12 protein-coding genes, 1 tRNA gene and 1 rRNA gene are annotated in these 18025 nt (G+C 64.7%); 10 read left to right on the top strand and 4 right to left on the bottom strand.

Annotated elements, in window-relative coordinates:
* The first annotated feature begins 129 nt into the window (after positions 1-129).
* Both rrf and KA184_09530 read left to right on the top strand, forming a co-directional pair.
* Positions 130-246: ribosomal RNA gene (gene rrf, locus KA184_09535) — 5S ribosomal RNA — on the top strand.
* A 128-nt stretch (positions 247-374) separates the two neighbouring features.
* The gene (locus KA184_09530) at positions 375-1439 is read left to right on the top strand and encodes a PA0069 family radical SAM protein (GenBank protein MBP8129808.1); all 1065 of its coding nucleotides are present in this window, start codon (positions 375-377) and stop codon (positions 1437-1439) included.
* A gap of 268 nt (positions 1440-1707) precedes the next feature.
* On the opposite strand, the gene KA184_09525 is transcribed toward KA184_09530, so the two are convergent.
* Positions 1708-1793 (bottom strand) — tRNA-Leu (locus KA184_09525).
* 175 nt (positions 1794-1968) lie between these two features.
* Here KA184_09525 and KA184_09520 point away from each other — a divergent pair.
* Positions 1969-3009: a PilZ domain-containing protein gene (locus tag KA184_09520; protein ID MBP8129807.1), complete on the top strand. Its 1041-nt coding sequence runs from the start codon at positions 1969-1971 to the stop codon at positions 3007-3009.
* Here KA184_09520 and KA184_09515 read toward each other — a convergent pair.
* Together KA184_09515 and KA184_09510 are read right to left on the bottom strand one after the other, a co-directional pair.
* The gene (locus KA184_09515) at positions 3006-4115 is read right to left on the bottom strand and encodes a class I SAM-dependent rRNA methyltransferase (protein ID MBP8129806.1); all 1110 of its coding nucleotides are present in this window, start codon (positions 4113-4115) and stop codon (positions 3006-3008) included. The genes KA184_09520 and KA184_09515 overlap by 4 nt on opposite strands.
* Positions 4116-4373: 258 nt before the next feature.
* Positions 4374-6215 (bottom strand): hypothetical protein, encoded by a 1842-nt coding sequence (locus KA184_09510; protein MBP8129805.1) that lies wholly within the window; start codon positions 6213-6215, stop codon positions 4374-4376.
* Positions 6216-6748: 533 nt separating this feature from the next.
* On the opposite strand from KA184_09510, the gene argC reads away from it, so the two are divergent.
* From argC to KA184_09475, 7 genes are read left to right on the top strand one after another with little or no spacing between them, the layout of a single operon-like run.
* Positions 6749-7759: an N-acetyl-gamma-glutamyl-phosphate reductase gene (argC, locus tag KA184_09505; protein MBP8129804.1), complete on the top strand. Its 1011-nt coding sequence runs from the start codon at positions 6749-6751 to the stop codon at positions 7757-7759.
* Positions 7756-8964 carry a bifunctional glutamate N-acetyltransferase/amino-acid acetyltransferase ArgJ gene (argJ, locus tag KA184_09500; protein ID MBP8129803.1) on the top strand — a complete coding sequence of 403 codons (1209 nt, stop codon included), beginning with the start codon at positions 7756-7758 and terminating at the stop codon, positions 8962-8964. The genes argC and argJ overlap by 4 nt, the downstream gene beginning before the upstream one ends.
* 18 nt (positions 8965-8982) lie before the next feature.
* Complete coding sequence (gene argB / locus KA184_09495; protein ID MBP8129802.1) at positions 8983-9846, top strand: acetylglutamate kinase; 864 nt, start codon at positions 8983-8985, stop codon at positions 9844-9846.
* A 46-nt stretch (positions 9847-9892) separates the two neighbouring features.
* Entirely contained in the window at positions 9893-10651 is a 759-nt protein-coding gene (locus KA184_09490) for a MotA/TolQ/ExbB proton channel family protein (protein ID MBP8129801.1), read from the top strand.
* Positions 10652-10654: 3 nt separating this feature from the next.
* Positions 10655-11125 carry a biopolymer transporter ExbD gene (locus KA184_09485; protein MBP8129800.1) on the top strand — a complete coding sequence of 157 codons (471 nt, stop codon included), beginning with the start codon at positions 10655-10657 and terminating at the stop codon, positions 11123-11125.
* A 1-nt stretch (position 11126) separates the two neighbouring features.
* On the top strand, positions 11127-11951 hold the full coding sequence (locus KA184_09480) for a hypothetical protein (GenBank protein MBP8129799.1): 825 nt from the start codon (positions 11127-11129) through the stop codon (positions 11949-11951).
* On the top strand, positions 11948-12313 hold the full coding sequence (locus tag KA184_09475) for a hypothetical protein (protein ID MBP8129798.1): 366 nt from the start codon (positions 11948-11950) through the stop codon (positions 12311-12313). The genes KA184_09480 and KA184_09475 overlap by 4 nt, the downstream gene beginning before the upstream one ends.
* An 18-nt stretch (positions 12314-12331) precedes the next feature.
* Here KA184_09475 and KA184_09470 read toward each other — a convergent pair whose 3' ends face one another.
* Positions 12332-17761 (bottom strand): hypothetical protein, encoded by a 5430-nt coding sequence (locus KA184_09470; protein ID MBP8129797.1) that lies wholly within the window; start codon positions 17759-17761, stop codon positions 12332-12334.
* Positions 17762-18025: the final 264 nt, after the last annotated feature.

Here is an 18025-nt window from a genome sequence, read left to right as displayed (position 1 = left end):
GGCATGATGTCTCGTTGATACATCCGGGCAGTCCAAACCCGCGCTCGACAAACGTGTCCTTGTTGCACCTGTGTTCGTTGTCGCACATTTGAAGCATATTCGGCGGTCAGGCTACCGCCAAACGGTTTTGCCGGCGGCATTAGCGGTGGGGCCACACCCGTTCCCATTCCGAACACGGTAGTTAAGCTCACCAGCGCCTATGGTACTGCAGGGGCAACTCTGTGGGAGAGTCGGTCGTCGCCGGCGCTATTCTTCGCCCCGCGGTCTCGAGAGAGTCCGCGGGGCGTTTTCTTTCTTCTTGAACACCGCGCCGTTTCTGCGTCACACTCTTCCCCAGGGCCGGCCGGTTGCTGGACTTTTTCAGGCTGAGAGTCATGCCGAGATATCACAATGACGACGCCTTGCACGGGCGGGGTGCCTCGTGGAACCCGGAGAATCGCTTTACCGGGATACGCCGCGAGAACGACGGCGACCCGCAACGTGAGGATGAATCCGCGCCCCGGCCGGGCACGGATTACCTCGAAGAAGAAGCCGCCTCTATCCTCAGCAAGAATGACAGCCCGGACGTCGGCTATGCCTTCAGCCTGAATCCCTATCGCGGCTGCGAGCACGGCTGCATCTACTGTTACGCGAGGCCCATGCACGAATACGCGGGCTATTCCGCGGGTCTCGACTTCGAGACAAAGGTCTTCGTGAAACGCAACGCCCCGGAACTGCTCCGTGCGGCGCTGGCATCGGCCCGGTGGGAGCCGCAAGTAGTCTCCCTGAGCGGTTCGACAGACCCCTACCAGCCGGTCGAGCGGAATCTCCGCATTACCCGCCGCTGCCTGGAAGTCTTTGCCGAGTTCCGGAATCCGGTTTCTATCACCACCAAGAATCGCATGGTTGTCCGCGACCTTGATCTGCTGGCGGCGCTGGCCGCGCACCGGGCCGTTTCGGTATGCATCTCGATCACCACCCTGGACCTTGCATTGAACCGCGTTCTCGAACCGCGCACCTCTTCACCGAAGCAACGCCTGGAAACCATCCGCGCCCTCGCGGATGCCGGGGTGCCTGCCGGCGTGCTCACGGCGCCGGTCATCCCGGCGCTGACGGACCACGAGATACCCGCAATCCTGGCGGCCGCCGCGGAGGCTGGCGCGCGCTTCGCCGGGTATATCATGCTGCGTCTCCCCCACGCCGTCGCGCCGCTCTTCGATCGCTGGCTCGAACAGCACTTCCCCGGCCAGAAAGACAAAGTCCTGAACCGGGTGCGTTCGCTCCACGGCGGCAAGCTCTACGATTCGTCGTTCGAAACACGTATGTCAGGCTCGGGCTTGTTCGCGGAGCACGTTGCCCGGCTCTTCACGGTGGCTGCCAGGAGAGCAGGCCTTGACTCCGATTCGCCGACGCTCTCCACGGCTCATTTTCTGCGACCCGGTCAGATGGACCTGCTGTAAGGGCAAGAAGAGGATTTCCGAATGTGGAAAGGGTGCAATGTGGAAAAGGGGACCCCGCCTTTTCAAAATCATAAAACGGGCACGAGACCGGAAATACCCATCTTCCGCTATCGCCTGCCAACGATGAAGATGCCCATAGGGGCAGCCATGTTCCCGCAGGAGACGCCGGGGAATGCTGACGTGTTCCTATTGCCGCAGCCTGCTGTTTGAGAATGGATAAAAAACAAACCTGGAACCTCCGTGAGCTTCCAGGTCAGTCAGCGTAATATGGTGCCCGAGGCGGGACTTGAACCCGCACGCCTTTCGGCACAAGACCCTCATTCTTGCGTGTCTGCCAAATTCCACCACCCGGGCCTAATGTCTATCTTACCCGACAGGCCCGGCATTTTGCAAGAAGATGGACATCCAGCAGTCTCGAGGGGTAGAGTATAGGAGGGTCGGTACCTTCTATGTGACGGGTTGGTGCCGGGCCTTATCGTGGATACGCTGGCAACTTCCTGACTTTCTGGGCGGGTAAGGAGATGGCCGCATGCCTGCTGAGCAGAAAGAAATCGAGCGATTTCTTGAGGTTGGGGCCGTGGTGATGCTGCACACGGAACCGGCACGCAAAGACGGTCCGCGCTTCAAGACGGTGCTGCGCGGCTGGCGAAAGCCCTCCCACTTGCTGCTGGACCGGCCCAAGACGGACGCGGGCCTCTTCGTCGCGCTTCAGGAGGGAATGCCCATTGTGGTGCGGTTCCTGCATGAAGGCCGCGCTTGCGCGTTTGATTCCGTTATCATCGACTGGGATACCCGCCGCAACGCTCCTTACCTTCGCATCACCTGGCCGCCGGAAATCCAGTACGTCACATTTCGCAAACATGAGCGGGTCAAGTTACAGGCCCCGTGCACGGTGTCAGCGGGCCGGACAGGGACGTTCGAGGGCGAAATCCGCGACCTCAGTCTGGGCGGCTGCGCCGTGATATGCCAGGAAGGCCCGGGAGAGAATCCGTCCAATGTGCGCCTCTCGTTCCCGCTCCCTGACGGCATCATGGTAGAGGAAGTCCGCGCGCTCGTCCGAAACTATCGCCCCGGACCGGAAGGTGTATTCCTGGGCCTGGAGTTCGAATCCAATCAGGAACGGGCGCTCAATGATATCCTTTTTTTCGTGACTTCGCGGCTCGAACGCGTGGGAATCCCCGAGAAATCGAGCGCGCGCGTGCAAGTTATGGTGATGGATGAAGACGCTGATTTTGCCACGCGGCTGCGCCGCTGCTTCGAGCGGCGCAACATCGACGCCTTCATTACCACCGGCACGGTGGAAGGCCTGACCCACTTGCGCGGCGTAGCGCCGCGGGCACTGCTGATTAACGCGGGCATGAAAGACCTCCCCGCGGTCCACACCTGCATTCTGCTCCGCAAGACAAAAGGTTTTGAAAATCTCGGCCTGTATCTTTACGGCGGCGACCCCGCCCGGTTCGCTTCCCTGCCGCAAGAAGCCGGCATCGCCCGTTACTTCCCGCCGAAACCGTCTCTGGCGCCGGATATCGCCTTCGCGGTTGGCCAGGAACTCGACAAGAATCCCGATTAGAGCAAGCGGACTGTCGCGCACTTGAGGTACGCGGTCTCGGGCATGGCCATGAGCACGGGGTGGTCCGGAGCGGCCCCGCGCAAGTCCAGGAGCAGCGCCTTCCGCCTCGCAGCCGTCGCAGCGCGCTTCAGCATCTCCGTGAAGCCGGCGGGGTCGATAAAGTGCGAACAGGAGCACGTCACCAGCACCCCGCCCGGCAACACCGCGCGCATCGCCGCGGCATTCAGCGCATGGTAGCGCGCAAGCGCCTTCGCACGGCTGCCGCGCGTCTTGGCAAAGGCCGGCGGGTCCAGAATGACCACGTCATATCCCTCGCCACGCGCCAGCACCTCCTCGACGGGCGCGCATTCAAACCGGCAGACTCCTTCGGCATTGTTGCGCCGGGCATTGGCCCGGGCGGCATCAATGGCTGCAGCGGAAGTATCCACGCCCAGAACGGCCGCCGCGCCCGCTCTTGCGGCAGTGCAGGACCACGCGCCTGCGTAGCAGTGTCCGTCCAACACCCGCGCTCCGGGACAAAAAGGACGGATGCCCTCCGCGTTCAGCCGCTGGTCCAAGAACAAGCCCGTCTTCTGGGCAGACCGCACGTTCACGCTGAGCGCGACACCGCCAAGGCCGACAGTCAGCTCTTCCGGAACGCTGCCGTAGGCCTGCACCCGCTCGCCGGCGTTCAGCACGACACCGCTCACGCCCGGCTCCGCGAGCAATGCTCCCGCAATCACATCGGCGGATTGCGCGTAGAAGGCACAAGAGGTCTTCAGCACTACAAGCGCGCCGTACCGGTCCGCGACGAGCCCGGGAAACCCGTCGCTCTCGGCATGTATCCAGCGCCAAGTGTCCGACCCGGGAAAAAGACGCTCGCGGAACGAGCGGGCCTGCGCAATGCGTTGCGCGAAGAAATCCTGGCCGATTTCCTCCTGGCGCCGGCTCAGCAGCCGCACCGCGATACCGCCATCAGCCTGATAGAAACCACGACCTACAAACCGTCCGCTGGCAGTAAATACATCCACAAGTGCGCCGTCTTCCAACGTGGGCAGTTGCTGAAACTCATTGCGGTACGCCCACAAATGGCCGCGCAGCAACCGGCGATCTTCCTTTGGACTCAATGTGGCGGACTTCACCGGCGCACCCTTTCGTGTGTGGTGTGCAAGAATAAGGCCCTGAGGTCGCGGGCGCAAGCGCGCGCCCGCTTGCCGCCGCTCCCTTCAGACCCCGCCTCGCGGCGGCGTCCTCATGGTTCACAAGCACAACGCAGGCTGTGCAGAGGACGCACTCCCCCGGGCTGGGCAGTTGTGCCCGCCTGACATGACTGGGGCCACCCACTGATAGCGGGTGGCCCCACGAAAGTAAGCAGAAGGGAGTGCTTACTTCTTCTCTTTGCGGCGGATCAACACAACGCCGCCCAGACCGCTCGCGGCCGCGAAGGCCAACAGACCGGCCAACCCGGCGGCCGGTACGCCCGGATCGACATTGAGCGTGACCGCATCAGAAGTCACCACGTCAAAACCATCCGTCACTTGGCACACATACGTTCCCGCATCGTCCAGCTGAACGGGGTCAAGAACCAGGATCTGATCATTGAAGTCTTTTGCTTCCACCTCTTTCGCCGCTGGCGTGAACTGCCACTGGAACGCATAGTTCGCCACGACACCGCCGGTCACCGTGACGCTCATTTCCACGCGGTTCCCGCGTATCGCGTCGATCACCGCCGGGCCGTCCAGCGCTACCGACAGATGCGCGATGACCTCCACCGTGGGTGACGTCAAGAGCGGGGCGGCATCCGTGCCGTCGGAAGCGAGAACCGTAGCGTACCATTCATCCCCGGCCACAGGCGTTGTGGCGGAAACGTCCAGCACGGTCTGGCCATCGTAAGCACTGTCCAGAACGCCATTGCGATACCACTGAATCAGCGTCCCGCTCTCCGGGTCGCCGTCCACGTCATCGTAATCATACGTCAGGGTCAGGGCCACGGAGTCAACGTAAACGGGCTCGGGGGCAAGGGCCGCATTCGCGGAAGCCGGCGCCGTGTTCCCGATAGTCACCGTATTGGATTGCACGGCGCTTCCCAAGTCCTTGCCGTCCGACGGCGTGACTTCGAAATACCAGGCCTCGCCCTTTGCCGTAGCCGCGGCCGGCACGGTCAGAAGGTCGTTGTACGCGCTTTCCAGCGCCGCATCTTTGTACCAGCGAATCTGACTGCCGCTTTCCGCGTCACCGTCATCATCGCTGTAGTCGTACGTGCCGGTCAGGTCGTCCGCCGTCACCGGCGTGGCCGGCGCCACGAGCGCATTCTCGGCCTCGGGCGCAGCATTCCGCGGGTCGATAGCGATGAAACGCGGCGTATTGAGAGCCGTAACCAGATTCACCACATTCGAGCCGTCCAGGTTCGCGACGGAAATCCGCTTCAGCGTGCTGTCCGCCCAATACATCTTCCCTGCGCTCAGGTCGAGGTCGATGCCCAGCGGCGTTGCCGTTGCAATCAGCGTCACCAGGTCTTCCACATTTGTCCCGTCCAGATTGGCGCGCTGAACCTTGTTCGTCCCGTTGTCCGCCCAATACACCTTGCCGCCCGCGATATCAAGCGCGATATCGAGAATCTGCGACGTGCCGCCGAGCACAACCACGTCTTCAATACCGGTGCCGTCCAGATTCGCGCGCATGATCTTCTGAAGGCTCCAATCGGAGAAATACATCTTGCCCGCCGCGAGGTCCAGTTCAATGCCGTACGGCCTGGCTAGACCCGTGGTAATCAGATTCTCTACGCTGGTGCCGTCCAGATTCGCGCGCTGGATGCGCTGCAGCGTCTGGTCCACCCAATACATCTTGCCGCCCGCCACGTCAAGCGCGATCCCCAGCGGGATGTTGAGCCCTGTCGTAACCAAGTCTTCGACCGACGTGCCGTCCAGGTTCGCGCGCTGAACCTTCTTCGACCCGTTGTCAGTCCAGTATATCTTCCCGTTGACCAGGTCAAGCGCGATACCGTACGGGCCGATCAACCCGGTCGTCACGAGATTCTCGATGTTGCTGCCGTCGAGACGGGAACGCTGCACCCGGTCCGACCCGCTATCCGTCCAGTACATCTTCGCGGCGTCCGCCGCAACGCAGGCAAACAGCACGGCCACGAACAGGACTACGACGCTCCAAGACCGCAGGCAAGCGTCGCGCCGCTTGACCCGCCCACCATGCGAACAAAGCGATGAATCCATTGCCTCATTCCTTTCGTGTTGAATTATGCCTCACCATCCAGGAACACTCCCGACAGACTGCAGAAATAAGAACCTACAATTCTTGTCTCCCAAGCACTCGGCTCCCCGCCGAAACCGTACATCCCGCAGCGACTCCTCGGCGCCGCGAATTCACGCTCCCACACGATGAACCCATTTTACCCGTCGCTCATTATGACACGGATGCACGAAAACTTGCAAGACATATTTCCAACACACCCAGCGCCCCGAAAAGCTGAAGTTTCCTGGATCTGGTCTTTTCCGGGCGTCTGGGTCAGTTCCGAGGTCTCCTCAGGCGCAGCCGCCACACCGCGCCCGCCGAAAACCTGCCATTTGTCTTAGTCTGAAGCTGCCGTTATAATGTCTGCATCCCTCATGTTATCTGAAACGTAAGGCCATATGCTTGTTCGAGGCTTGCCCGGTACTGCGGCCCGCTGTGTGGGGTGGCCCGGGCGCTCGGGGTAAGCCTTGGTTTTACTGTGTAGATGGCCGTCCGGGACAAAGGAGAATCGCGCATGATCCGTGTAGGTATGGTCGGGGCTTTAGGTTACGGCGGCCGGGAGTTCATGCGGCTGCTAATGGCCCATCCGGAAGCCGAACTGGCTGCCGCTGTGGAAGTCGAGGGTGGACAACGGCTGGATGAGGCGCTGCCCGGCTTTCGCAAACTCACCGATATAACCATAGAAGCCTTTGATGCACAAGCACTTGCGAAACGTTGCGACGTGGTGTTCATCGCGGTGCCGGGCACGAAATCCATGGCGCTGGGGGCCGCGTTGCGCGCCGCCGGGGTGCGCGTGATGGACTTGGGGTCCGATTTCCGGATAAAAGACCCCGCGCGCTACAAACAGTATTACAAAGCTGACTATACGCACCCCGAACTCGTCGACGAAGCCGTTTATGGCCTTGTTCCGTGGTATCGGGACCAAATCCGGACGGCATCGCTGGTCGCGGTGCCTGGATGCTTCCCCATCAGCGTCGTCACGCCGTTGCGCCCGCTGGCCACCGCGGCCGCGCCTCAGACGCCCATCGTCGTGAATTCCATCTCCGGCGTGTCAGGCGCGGGCCGGGCGCTGCACGAAGTCTTCCATTTCCCCGCCATGAACGAGAACGTGCGTGCTTACAAGCTCGGGGTGCATCAGCACGTGCCCGAAATCGAGCAGGAGATCGGCGGCCAGTACCAGGTGCAGTTCACGCCGCACGTGGCCTCGCACTCGCGAGGCATCTTGTCCACTATTGTAGTGCGCCCGTCGCGTCCCGTGGACCTCAATGACCTCTACCGTTGCTACGAGCGGGAGCCGTTCGTGCGCGTCCTGGGCGAGGGCAAGATTCCCGACCTGAACCACATTCGCGCCTCGAATTTCTGCGATTTCGGCTGGGTCAAGGACGAGCGCACCGGGAACCTGATCATTGTCAGCGTGATCGATAATCTGGTCGGCGGCACGGCGGGCATGGGCATTCAGTGTATGAACATAGCGTTCGGGCTGGACGAAAGGACCGGGCTGAGGCTGCCCGGCATGGCGCCATGAACCAGGTCGACGGAGGCATTTGCGCGCCCCGAGGCTACCAGGCCGCCGGTGTTGCAGCGCGCATCAAGGGACCGCAATCGGCCAAGAAGGACTGCGCGTTGCTGGTCAGCGGCGCGCCCGCCAGCGTAGCGGGCACGTTCACGACCAACGTCGTAAAGGCGGCGCCCGTGCTGTGGTGTCAGGAGGTGTGCCGCAAGGGCCGCGCGCGCGCGGTCTTCATCAACAGCGGCAACGCGAACGCCTGCACCGGAGAACGGGGCGCTCAGGACGCGCGCGAGACCGCGCGGCGCGTCGCGGGGGGCCTGAACATACCCGAGGAAGAGGTCCTGATAGCGAGCACGGGCGTGATCGGCGTGCCGCTGCCCATGGAGCGCGTCATGCAGGGCGTCGACGGCTGTCTTGCGGCGATCTCGCCCGCGGGCAACGGCGACGCCGCCCGGGCGATCATGACGACAGACACCGTGCCAAAGGAGACGGCGGTCGAGGTCGCGCTGGCTCAAGGCGTGGTCCGCGTCGGGGCCATGGTCAAGGGCGCAGGCATGATCGCGCCGAACATGGCTACGATGATCTGCGTCATCACGACGGACGCGGCCATCGCGGCGAAGGACTTGCAGGCGGTCCTCCGCGCGTCGGTCGAGCAGTCGTTCAACCGCATCTGCGTCGACAACGACATGAGCACCAACGACACCGTCCTGTGCCTGGCCAACGGCCAGGCGGGCCTGCCCGCGCTCGAACCGGGCGCGCCGGATTACGAATCCTTCGCGGATGCGCTGCGGCACGTGTGCCGCCACATGGCCCAAGCGCTCGTGCGCGACGGGGAAGGCGCGACGAAGTTTGTCGAAGTGCGCGTGGAAGGCGCGCGCGGCGACGGCGATGCGCGCGCCATCGCGCGCAGTATCGCCATGTCGCAGTTGTGCAAGACGGCGTTCAACGGCTCGGACCCGAACTGGGGCCGTATTGCCTGCGCGGCGGGATATGCCGGCGTGGCGTTCGACCCGGCCCGCCTCGATATCTGGGTCGGCGACTTGCAGGTCTTGACGCACGGCCTGCCCGCGGTATATGAAGAGGCCGCAGCCGCCGAACGCATGCGGGGCCGCGACATCGCCCTGCGCGTGTCCGTCGGCGACGGCCCGGGAACGTGCACCTATTGGACCTCTGACCTGAGCAAGGAGTACGTCTCGATCAACGCCGATTACCGGAGTTGAATCAGAATCGGGAACGCAATGGAGCAGTCAATACAGAAAGCGTCCATCCTCATCGAGGCGCTGCCCTACATTCGGGAGTTCTTCGGCAAGACCGTTGTCATCAAGTACGGCGGCGCGGCCATGCTCGACCCGGAACTGCGCAAGAGTACGCTTGAGGACATCGTGCTGATGAAATACGTCGGCATGAACCCCGTCGTCGTGCATGGCGGCGGCCCCGAAATCAACGCCATGCTCAAACGCCTCGGCATGCCATCCACGTTCAATCAGGGCCAGCGCGTCACGGACGGCGCCGCGATGGATGTCGTTGAGATGGTGCTCGCCGGGCATGTGAACAAGGAGATCGTCATGCTGCTCAACCGGGCCGGGGCGGATGCCGTCGGCCTGTGCGGCAAGGACGGCAACCTGCTCTTCGCGCGCAAGATGGTGCTCGAGGATGGCAGCGACCTCGGCCATGTCGGGCAGATCAGCGGCGTGCACATCAAGGTCGTGGACGTGATCTGCCGGGCCGGCATGGTACCCGTGATCGCGCCGATTGCGACGGACGCCGAGGGCGGCACGTGGAACATCAACGCCGACAGCGTGGCGGGTGAAATCGCCGCGGCGATCAAGGCCGAGAAGCTCGTGTTCCTGACCGACACGCCGGGGCTTCTCCAGGACAAAGACGACCCTCAATCGCTGGTGCATCAGCTGCGCGCGAGCGAGGTGTCGCGGCTGAAACGCGAAGGCGTGATCGCGGGCGGCATGATTCCGAAAGTCGACGCTTGCTTGAAAGCGCTGGACTATGGCGTGCGGAAGACCCACATCATTGATGGGCGCGTGCCGCACAGCCTGTTGCTGGAAATCTTTACCGCGGAGGGACTCGGCACCCTCGTGGGGCATTGACCGCGACCCGCCGCCGCGGGCGCTGGAACAGGAAGTGAAAAGACCCATGGACCCTACCCAAGCTGCCACAGATGCCGCGACGGCCGCCGTCGACGCGCTGACCAACGTCGCGCAGTCGGCCGCCCTTGCCGACGCAGCGCAACAAACCGCGCAAACCGCCGTTAACGCGCCCAGCCTGACGCCCATCGAGTTCTTCTTTGAGGGCGGGCCGCTGATGTGGCCCATCCTCTTCTGCTCGATCGTCGCGCTGGCCATCGCCATCGAACGGTTCATCGCCTTGCGGCGCGCCAGCATTGACACCCGCGAATTCATGGACACCGTGCGTCAGGTGCTGCGCCAGAACCGCGTCCAGGAAGCCGTCGAAATCTGCGACGAAACGGACGCGCCGGTCGCGCGCATCCTCAAGGCGGGTATTCTCAAGCACAACCGGGCCAAGGCCGAGATTCGCGAAGCCATCGAGGACGCGGGGCACCTCGAAGTACCAAAACTCGAGCGTTACCTGTCCGCCCTGGCCACCTGCGCCACTGTCGCGCCGCTGCTCGGACTGCTCGGCACGGTGGCCGGCATGATTCGGGCCTTCGCCGTCATCGAGCACAAGGAAGGCCAGGTTACGCCCGGCGATGTGGCGGGTGGCATCAACAACGCGCTGATTACCACGGCGGCGGGGCTGTCCGTCGCGATTCCGACGCTTGTCGTCTACAACTACTTCGTCACGCGCGTCGAGAACATGGTCTTCGAACTCGAGGTCAGTTCGTCCGAATTGGTCGATCTGCTGACCCGGCACAAAGGGGAGCGGGAAATCTAAGCGATGCGATTGTCGCGCGACAAAAAGATGCGCGTCAGCGCGCAACTCGACCTCACCCCGCTCATCGACTGTGTGTTTCAGTTGATCCTCTTCTTCATGCTCTCGTCGACGTTCGTCGTCCAGACCTCGATCCAGGTCGAGCTGCCCGAGGCTGAGGGCGCGCGCGAACTCGAAAACAAGGACATCTCCATCACCTTGGCGTATCCCGGTTACGACGAAACCGGCAAGCTGCGCACCGAAGGCATCGAAGGACTCGGCCGTGTCTATGTCAACGAGACCGAGATCTACGGCTGGCCGGAATTGACGGCCGTGCTCGGCGAGTTGCATACCGGTCAGCCTGATGCGCTCGTGCTGATTCGGCCCGACGCTCAAGTGCCCACTGCCCGACTCGTGAAAGTGCTCGGCATCGCCAACAGCGTGGGCATCGCGCGCTATGGCATCGCCGCGCGGCCTCCCGAGGAGGAGGAGGAATGAGGTGCGCGGCCGCCGTCACAGCCGATTGCTGACGTGGTCATTCCTCGCGTCGCTCCTGCTGCACCTCTCCGCCATCACCCTCTTTCGCGTCGTCATCTTCTTCCCCCGCCAGGACATCCGCTACGTCGAATTCCGCATCGTGCAGGCAGTCCCGGAACCAGCGCCCGCGGACGAGCCCGGGACATCGCGAGCGGATGCTGCCGGGCTTGGCAGAACGGACGGGATGCTGCAACTCGGCGGCGCGCGCCTCTACGAAACCGACGGGCCGCCGCCCATCGATTTGCCCACGCTCGAGTTCGCCGAATTGAACCGGCTCCGCGTCCGCCGGGACGCCCTGCTCGATCCCGACCGGCGCGAGGCGATCTTCGGCGAAGAGCCGCGCGACACCTGGCGCAGGTTCGGCGATGAGCTCGCGCGCGTCCGCGAATCGTTGAGCAGCCTCGCCTTGTCGGGCTCGCGCGGCGAAGAAACGGCAGCGGACAGCGACGGGGCCGCGCCACGCATGGTCCACCGGCCCGCTGAAGGATTCGAAGCCTATCTCGAGTGGGAATCGGAGCCGCGCGGCCGGGAGCTACTGTTTGCGCCGCCGTTGCAGGCCTTGTGGGACATCCCCCCCGACAAACTGGACCAGCCCATTTCGCTAGTGATTGAAGTAAACGCCATGGGACGCGTGATCAACGTGTGGAGCCCGGCCCTCGACAACACGGGCGTGCTCGACCGCGTGCAGGCGACGGTGCTGAAATACCGCTTCGAGCCGCTGGACGACCCGGCGGCGGTCAATCAGATGGGCACGCTGCACATCGCGCGCGCGCGAGGCGCGCCATGATCACCATCAGCCTCAGCCAGGCCCTCCTGCTCTACAGCGCGATTGTCCTGATCGGCGCCATGGTCATCTGGGTCTACACGCAAGTGACCATGCAACGCGCCCAGCGCGTGCTCGGCAAGCAATATCTCTGGCGCTGTTTCTATTGCGCCTACAGCTACCTCGACGAAGAGGCCGAGGCGGTATCCGAGTGCCCCCGCTGCCACAGCTTCAACGCCCGGGAAGACGCCCAACCCGCCTACGCCGGAGCCAGAAACCCCGGGAAGACGCAAGACGCCCCCGCGGAAGACCGGCCGCGCCGCAACCCCTCGCACCGGCGGCGCCCCGGAGCGCGCACCCGCGGGCCGCGCAAGCGCCGCAGGTAATCCCGCTTCCCGCTGGGCTCAAGCCCCTCCCACCTCAAGCACACGCAGTACCGCGCGCTGCAGGTCGTAGGCCTGGATGGCACCGTCGCGGTCGAAATCGCCGCGCGGGCTCACCGCCTCCGCGCCCAGCGCCATGTTGACCAGCCGCTGCAGGTCCACAGCGTCTATCTCGCCGTCCCGATCCACGTCGCCCACTCTCTCCTCCGGATTGTCGAAGAAATGACGCGGGTCCGTCTCCGCGGCCTCTTCCTCGGCATTCGTGTAGCCGTCGTTATCGATATCCAGGTCACACGCGTCGATGAACCCATCGCCGTCGCTGTCCGCGGGAGCACCCGAATCCGGCGATGCTGCATCATCCTCGAAGTAGAACGGCACAAAATCGCCGTCCGGGTCCTGCGTCTGGTAGGCGTCAGCGAATCCGTCGCCCAGCGCATCCGCATCGGCCAGGTTGGGGGTTCCGTCGTTGTCCTGGTCCGCATCAGTTGCATCGGCGAACCCGTCGCCGTCGCTGTCGGTGCGGCCATAGATATCCGAACCGCTGAGTCTGCCCTCCGACAAGGCAAACGGTCCGAGGTCTGTCACGCCGCCGGGATACGTGGGAAACAACATGGTGGGACCGCCGGGCGCGTCGAAAACCGCGCTGGCTTCCAGCACGTCGTAGCCCGTTTCATCCTCGGTCACAACACAGAGCACGTAATTGCCCGAGGGCACATCGGTCTCGAAACGCCCGTCCGGCTGCACGGGCGCGCGATAGACGCGGCCGCGCGCGTCGGCCAGCAGGGCCGTGCGAGCCGCAAGCGCCTGCGGCAGCCGCGCGGTCACATGGGTGGTGCGTTCGCCACCGAAGACATTCGCGCGCTGCGCCCATGCATACGGGTCGGTCCAGCAGCTGCGCACGAGCGTCGCGGACACCGGAACATCCGAGTCGCCAAGAAACGCCGGGCCCGGCGCGCCGTTGCGGCCCGAAGGACTGGGCCGGTCCGTCGGGTCGGGCGGGAAATCGCGCTGGCCCCAGAGCCCTGCAAAGCGCTGCCAAGGCCGCACTCCCGCTTCGCCGAGCCGCGCTATCGGCTCCAATCGCAACGGAGCGGCCCTCGGATAATCCGTCTCTACGAGGGGCGCGTCCGCCGCGCGTGGCAGCATCCATTCCCCAAGACCGTCATGCACTTCCAGGCCCGTGTAGTAACGCGTTGCGCCTGACCGGAAATAGAGCGAATGCCCGCCCTGACCGGCGTACATCACGGGATGCGTGCCGCCCATGCGCTCGACCGCGTCCCACGCCGCGCTCGCGCCGCCGCTTATCGCGAGGTCGATCGCGACCTCGCGCCGCTGCGTCGCCGTCACGCGATACGGCTCGAGCGCGTCGTCGAACAGGACCTGCACCATCTCCCAATCGCCTTCGTGGCGATGCCCGCCAAGCACATTACGCCCCCATTCGTCCGCGTGAAACAGCAGGTAATACTGAACAACAACGTGTTTTTCGGGCGCGGCCGGTTCGGACGAATAGTTGTCAACCGTGGCGACCGTGTAATACACGACGGGCTCAGGCTGAGCGGAAGGCCCCGGGTAGTTGTCGCGCAGTTGCTGCAAGGAAGTGCCGACCAGGTCGACGCGCGCCTCGGACTGCGGCGACTGATACAAGTCAAGCGCATCCGGCGCAACGCGCAGTTCCTCCGAGTTGCCAAGATCCAATCGCGCGAGCGACAAGGGCAGTTCAACGGGGACGGGCCGGTAGAATTCCTCGCGGTGCAGACGAATCACCGGCGCGTAGTCGCTCGCCAGCGCGTCCGCCGGCACGTCCGTGCCTGTCTGCGTGCTCCGCACGTCGGCGACTAGGATGGCCGTGCGCGTCTGGTCCACGTCTGGCCCGGTCAAACGAAAGACGAAGCTGCCGTGGTCGGCCGCCGGGCGGACCGGTTCCTCCGCGGTTATCTCCATCTGAAACACGTGTGAACCCGGCGTCAACGCGACAGTCTGCGCGCCGTCCAGCGCCGCCGTCCACCCTTCAGGCGCCTTCCACCCAAGCGGGGTCGAGGTGTTCAAGCCGAGCGTGTACGACCCCGCCTGCGCCGCCGCGATATGTACGCGCAATGCGCCCGGCTCGCCTGGCGGAAATGCCCCATATTCAAGTCGCGCAATGCCGGAACGCGGCGTTGCGCCCGCGCTGTTGCCGTTCGACCCAAGGAACCACTCTGCCGCATCCTCGAAGCCGTCGGCGTCCGTATCCGCCGCCAGCGGATTCGTCTCGTCACCCGTGACCGCGCCGTCGCGATTGCGGTCCTCCTGGCGGTCCCAGAGACCGTCTTGGTCGGAGTCCTCATCATGCGGGTCGGTGCCCATGACGAACTCCTCCAAGTTGCCGAGTCCGTCTCCGTCCGGATCCCCCGCGGCGCCGTCGTCGCCTGTCCCGTCGAGCGGGTCGAGGCCGTGTTCCAGCTCCCAGTCGTTGGGGAGCCCGTCATCATCCTCGTCAGTGGAACCCGCGGCGATTCTCATGCCGTAGATCTGGGCAAGCCCGTCACGTTCGTCGACCCATGCGGCCATGGACTCCGGACTGCCCGCTTCGTGCGCGAGCCGTGGCGCGTATGCGTCGCCGGCATCGCCGGGAAACGCCTCGATTCCGCGCAAGGCAAACCCCGCAGCGGTGTAGCGGCGCAGGAAGACGCGGCGGGTTCCCTCTCCCCCGCTCCAGACCGGCATCAGTTGCTCGGATGCGGGCGCGAAGGCGACATCGTGGCCCGCGCTCGACGCGGGCGCCTCGGATACCCCCACTACCGTGACGGCGGGCGCGCCCGCGGCGAAGCGCGCGAGCCGCATGCCGTAAGTGGAGGTGTCCGTTTCCGGGGCCCGCCAGCGCCACAACACGTTCCAGACATCGCTCACGGCGTCGTAGGCAAGGCGGGGCGCCTCATGCAGCCCCGGCGATTCGTCGATAGCCAGCGGCGCGCCGGACGCGGCCCCGTCCGCGGCCGAGATCCGTTGCGCAAGGATCCGCGCTTGCGGCGCGTCTTCCGTCGTAGTGAATTCCTCGGACCAGGCGAGCAGGAAGGCGTTGCGCGCGGCATCGAGTGCAATACACGGCATCCCTTCGTCGCGCTCCGTCGCTGCGGGCACGACTTCATACCGCTTTTCGCGCGTAGCGGCGTCAAAGACGGCCACGAGCACATCCGTGTTGTCCCCCGCCCGCTCATACGCCACAGCGAAGGCATTTCGCTCGGGGTCGAAGCAAAGGGACGCCGCCCTGCACCCCTGCGTACCTCCTGCCACGCCGAAGAGCGGGCCCGGCCCCCCCGCCGCAATTTCGAATTCGCGTCCCTGCAACAGCGGTTGCCCCCCTTCGGCAAGGCGCTGTTCCCAGACCACCCATGCTTTGCCCGCCATCGCGTTTATCGCCGTTACCGGGTTCGCGGCTGGTCCCTGCGCAGCCAGAGAAACCGGCACGGGCTCGACAACAGGCACGCCCTGCGCGTCCAGCGTCGCTGCCTGCACGATGTTCGATTGCGCCCATGCAAGCACATAGAGGCCATCCCCCGCGGCGATAGTGGGCGACCCCTGCGACAGCGCCGACGGCGCGACGCGGAACGGCACGCCCGGTTCGCGGGGCGGCAGCACATATAACGTGACGGTCAGCACGGCGGGCGCGGCGCTCGAACCGTCCGCGGTGAAAGTAACCACGCCGGTGTACGGCGAACCTGCCGCCGTGAGGCCGGCGGGATTTGCGGCCACTGAAGTGACGCCGGGCCCTGTGCCGGAACCGGGGGAAACGCTGATCCAGGCGGCGTTTTTCGCGGCGGACCATGCGAAACTCGATGTGTCCGGGCTGGAAATTGCGGTGGATTTCCCGGCAGTAGGCGTCTGCTGACCTTGCACCGCGTAAAAGGTCAGGCTGGCGGGCGCGATGTTCACGCGGACGGGCGGTCCAAGCACGTTGACCGTGATGTCCAGGTCCGCGTGCGGACGCATGTACGGTGTGGCGATATGCAGGCGCGCGTGATACGGGCTGTTCGCGCTCGTAAAGCCAGTCGTATTGATTGAGACGGACGCCGTGGCGTCGCCCTCGCCGTGCGCGGGCGCAATCGTGACCCACGACGCGTCCGCCGCAACACTCCAATCGAAGAACGGGAAATCGTCCGAGTAAAGGGTCAGCGTCGCCGGCGCGGGCGACGCCCCTCCTTCCGTTACCGTGAATACGCTCTGCGCCAACGTGGCCGTAAAGGTGTTGTCCGGCGTCAAGGGCCGCGCGTCCGCGTTATCCAAGAGGCCGTCGCCATCTGTGTCGCGGTTGTTCGAATTGCTGCCTTGCGCCGTTTCCACGTCATTACGCACGCCGTCGCCGTCCGCGTCATTCGGCAGCGGGCCGCCGCCCGCCGTACGCACCCAGCAATGCAGGCGCGCCTCGCCGGCGCCGTGCTGCACCAGCCCGCCGTTCCGGCTGACGACCGCAAAATCGCCGCCCGCGCCAAGCGCGCCACGGTTCTCCGCCGCGTCGCGAAAACGGAACGCGCCCGTCGATTCGAGTTCGATGCGCCCCGAGTACGCCCGCGAGCCCAGCGCGCCGAAGAACACACCGTTGCCGCCTGCCGTGATGCTGCCCACGTCCGCCGTGTTGCTGCCGCCCGAGCCGATGCGCAGTTCGTGCACCCGGTACGTGCCGGAGAAATCGCCCGTGGTAAGCCCGGCCGCTTCACGCACGTAGATCGCCAGGCCCAGGTAGCCGTTGGCATACAGAGGGTCTTCGCCCGAACCCAGGTCCGGCGTATGAAACACGAGCGCGCCGCCTTCCGCCAGCGAGGCGAAATCCCGTCCCTGAGGCCCGATGGCGACGCGGCCGTCCGAGGCCACGTCATAGTCCAGCGTCACCGTCATGCCGGGCCGGGCCAGCGCGAGCCCGCCCGCGCCGTCCGCCGTCGCCGTGCCGATAACGTTGCGCCAGACGGCCGTCCGCTCGCGAATCAACGCGTGGTACGCGTAGACCCCGTTGAAATGGCCATCCCCCCATCCGGACCGTGACTCGACCGATACGCGCAATGCCGCATAACCCGGCAGCACCTGCGCGTCCGCGCCCGCCGCCGCGCGCCGCGAATAGAACGCGCCGCCGCCGCCGAAGCCAACGGTTCCGGTATAGGTTCCCTCGAAATCGTCCCCGAAAAGCCGGAACCGGCCATTCGGCGCGACCACGTAGCTCAGCGGCGACCTCGACGCGTAGCTGACCAGCGACACCAGCTGGCCTTCCCCGTCGAAATCGCGCACCCCGTACGCGATGGCCGCACTGCCATCGAGCAGCCCGAAAAGGTCATGTGCGCGGTAGCCACCGTTGAGGAACGCCTCCGTGAAGGGGCCGTCCTCCGGCGCGGCGATACCGTTCCCCGCGGAGCGCGCGACCAAAGCGACCGCCACAGGAAACAAGAAGACCGCGATAACAAGACGCCGCCTCGTGAACATGCTCATGGCGCTACAACCGCTCCTCTCCCGCCATATCCGGGCATTCTATCCCCTTGCTGCCTCCTTCCACATACTACACATTACCCGGGCGGGAGTTTCATCTGGATGCTTGCCGTAGCCCGGGCGGCGCCCCATGCGGACCATCAGAGTGAGTCAAGAGCATGGGCAAGATGCCCGTGTCACGTGACACGGGCGGCCCGACCGGGCAACCCCGTGGGCAAGAGGCCCATGCCACGACAGGTATCCCGCCTAGCCGCGGCGGCGCAGATC

The sequence above is a fragment of the Candidatus Hydrogenedentota bacterium genome, from assembly GCA_018005585.1.
In the GTDB taxonomy this organism is placed as follows: Bacteria; Hydrogenedentota; Hydrogenedentia; order Hydrogenedentales; family JAGMZX01; genus JAGMZX01.
This window is presented reverse-complemented; position numbering and strand designations above follow the sequence as displayed.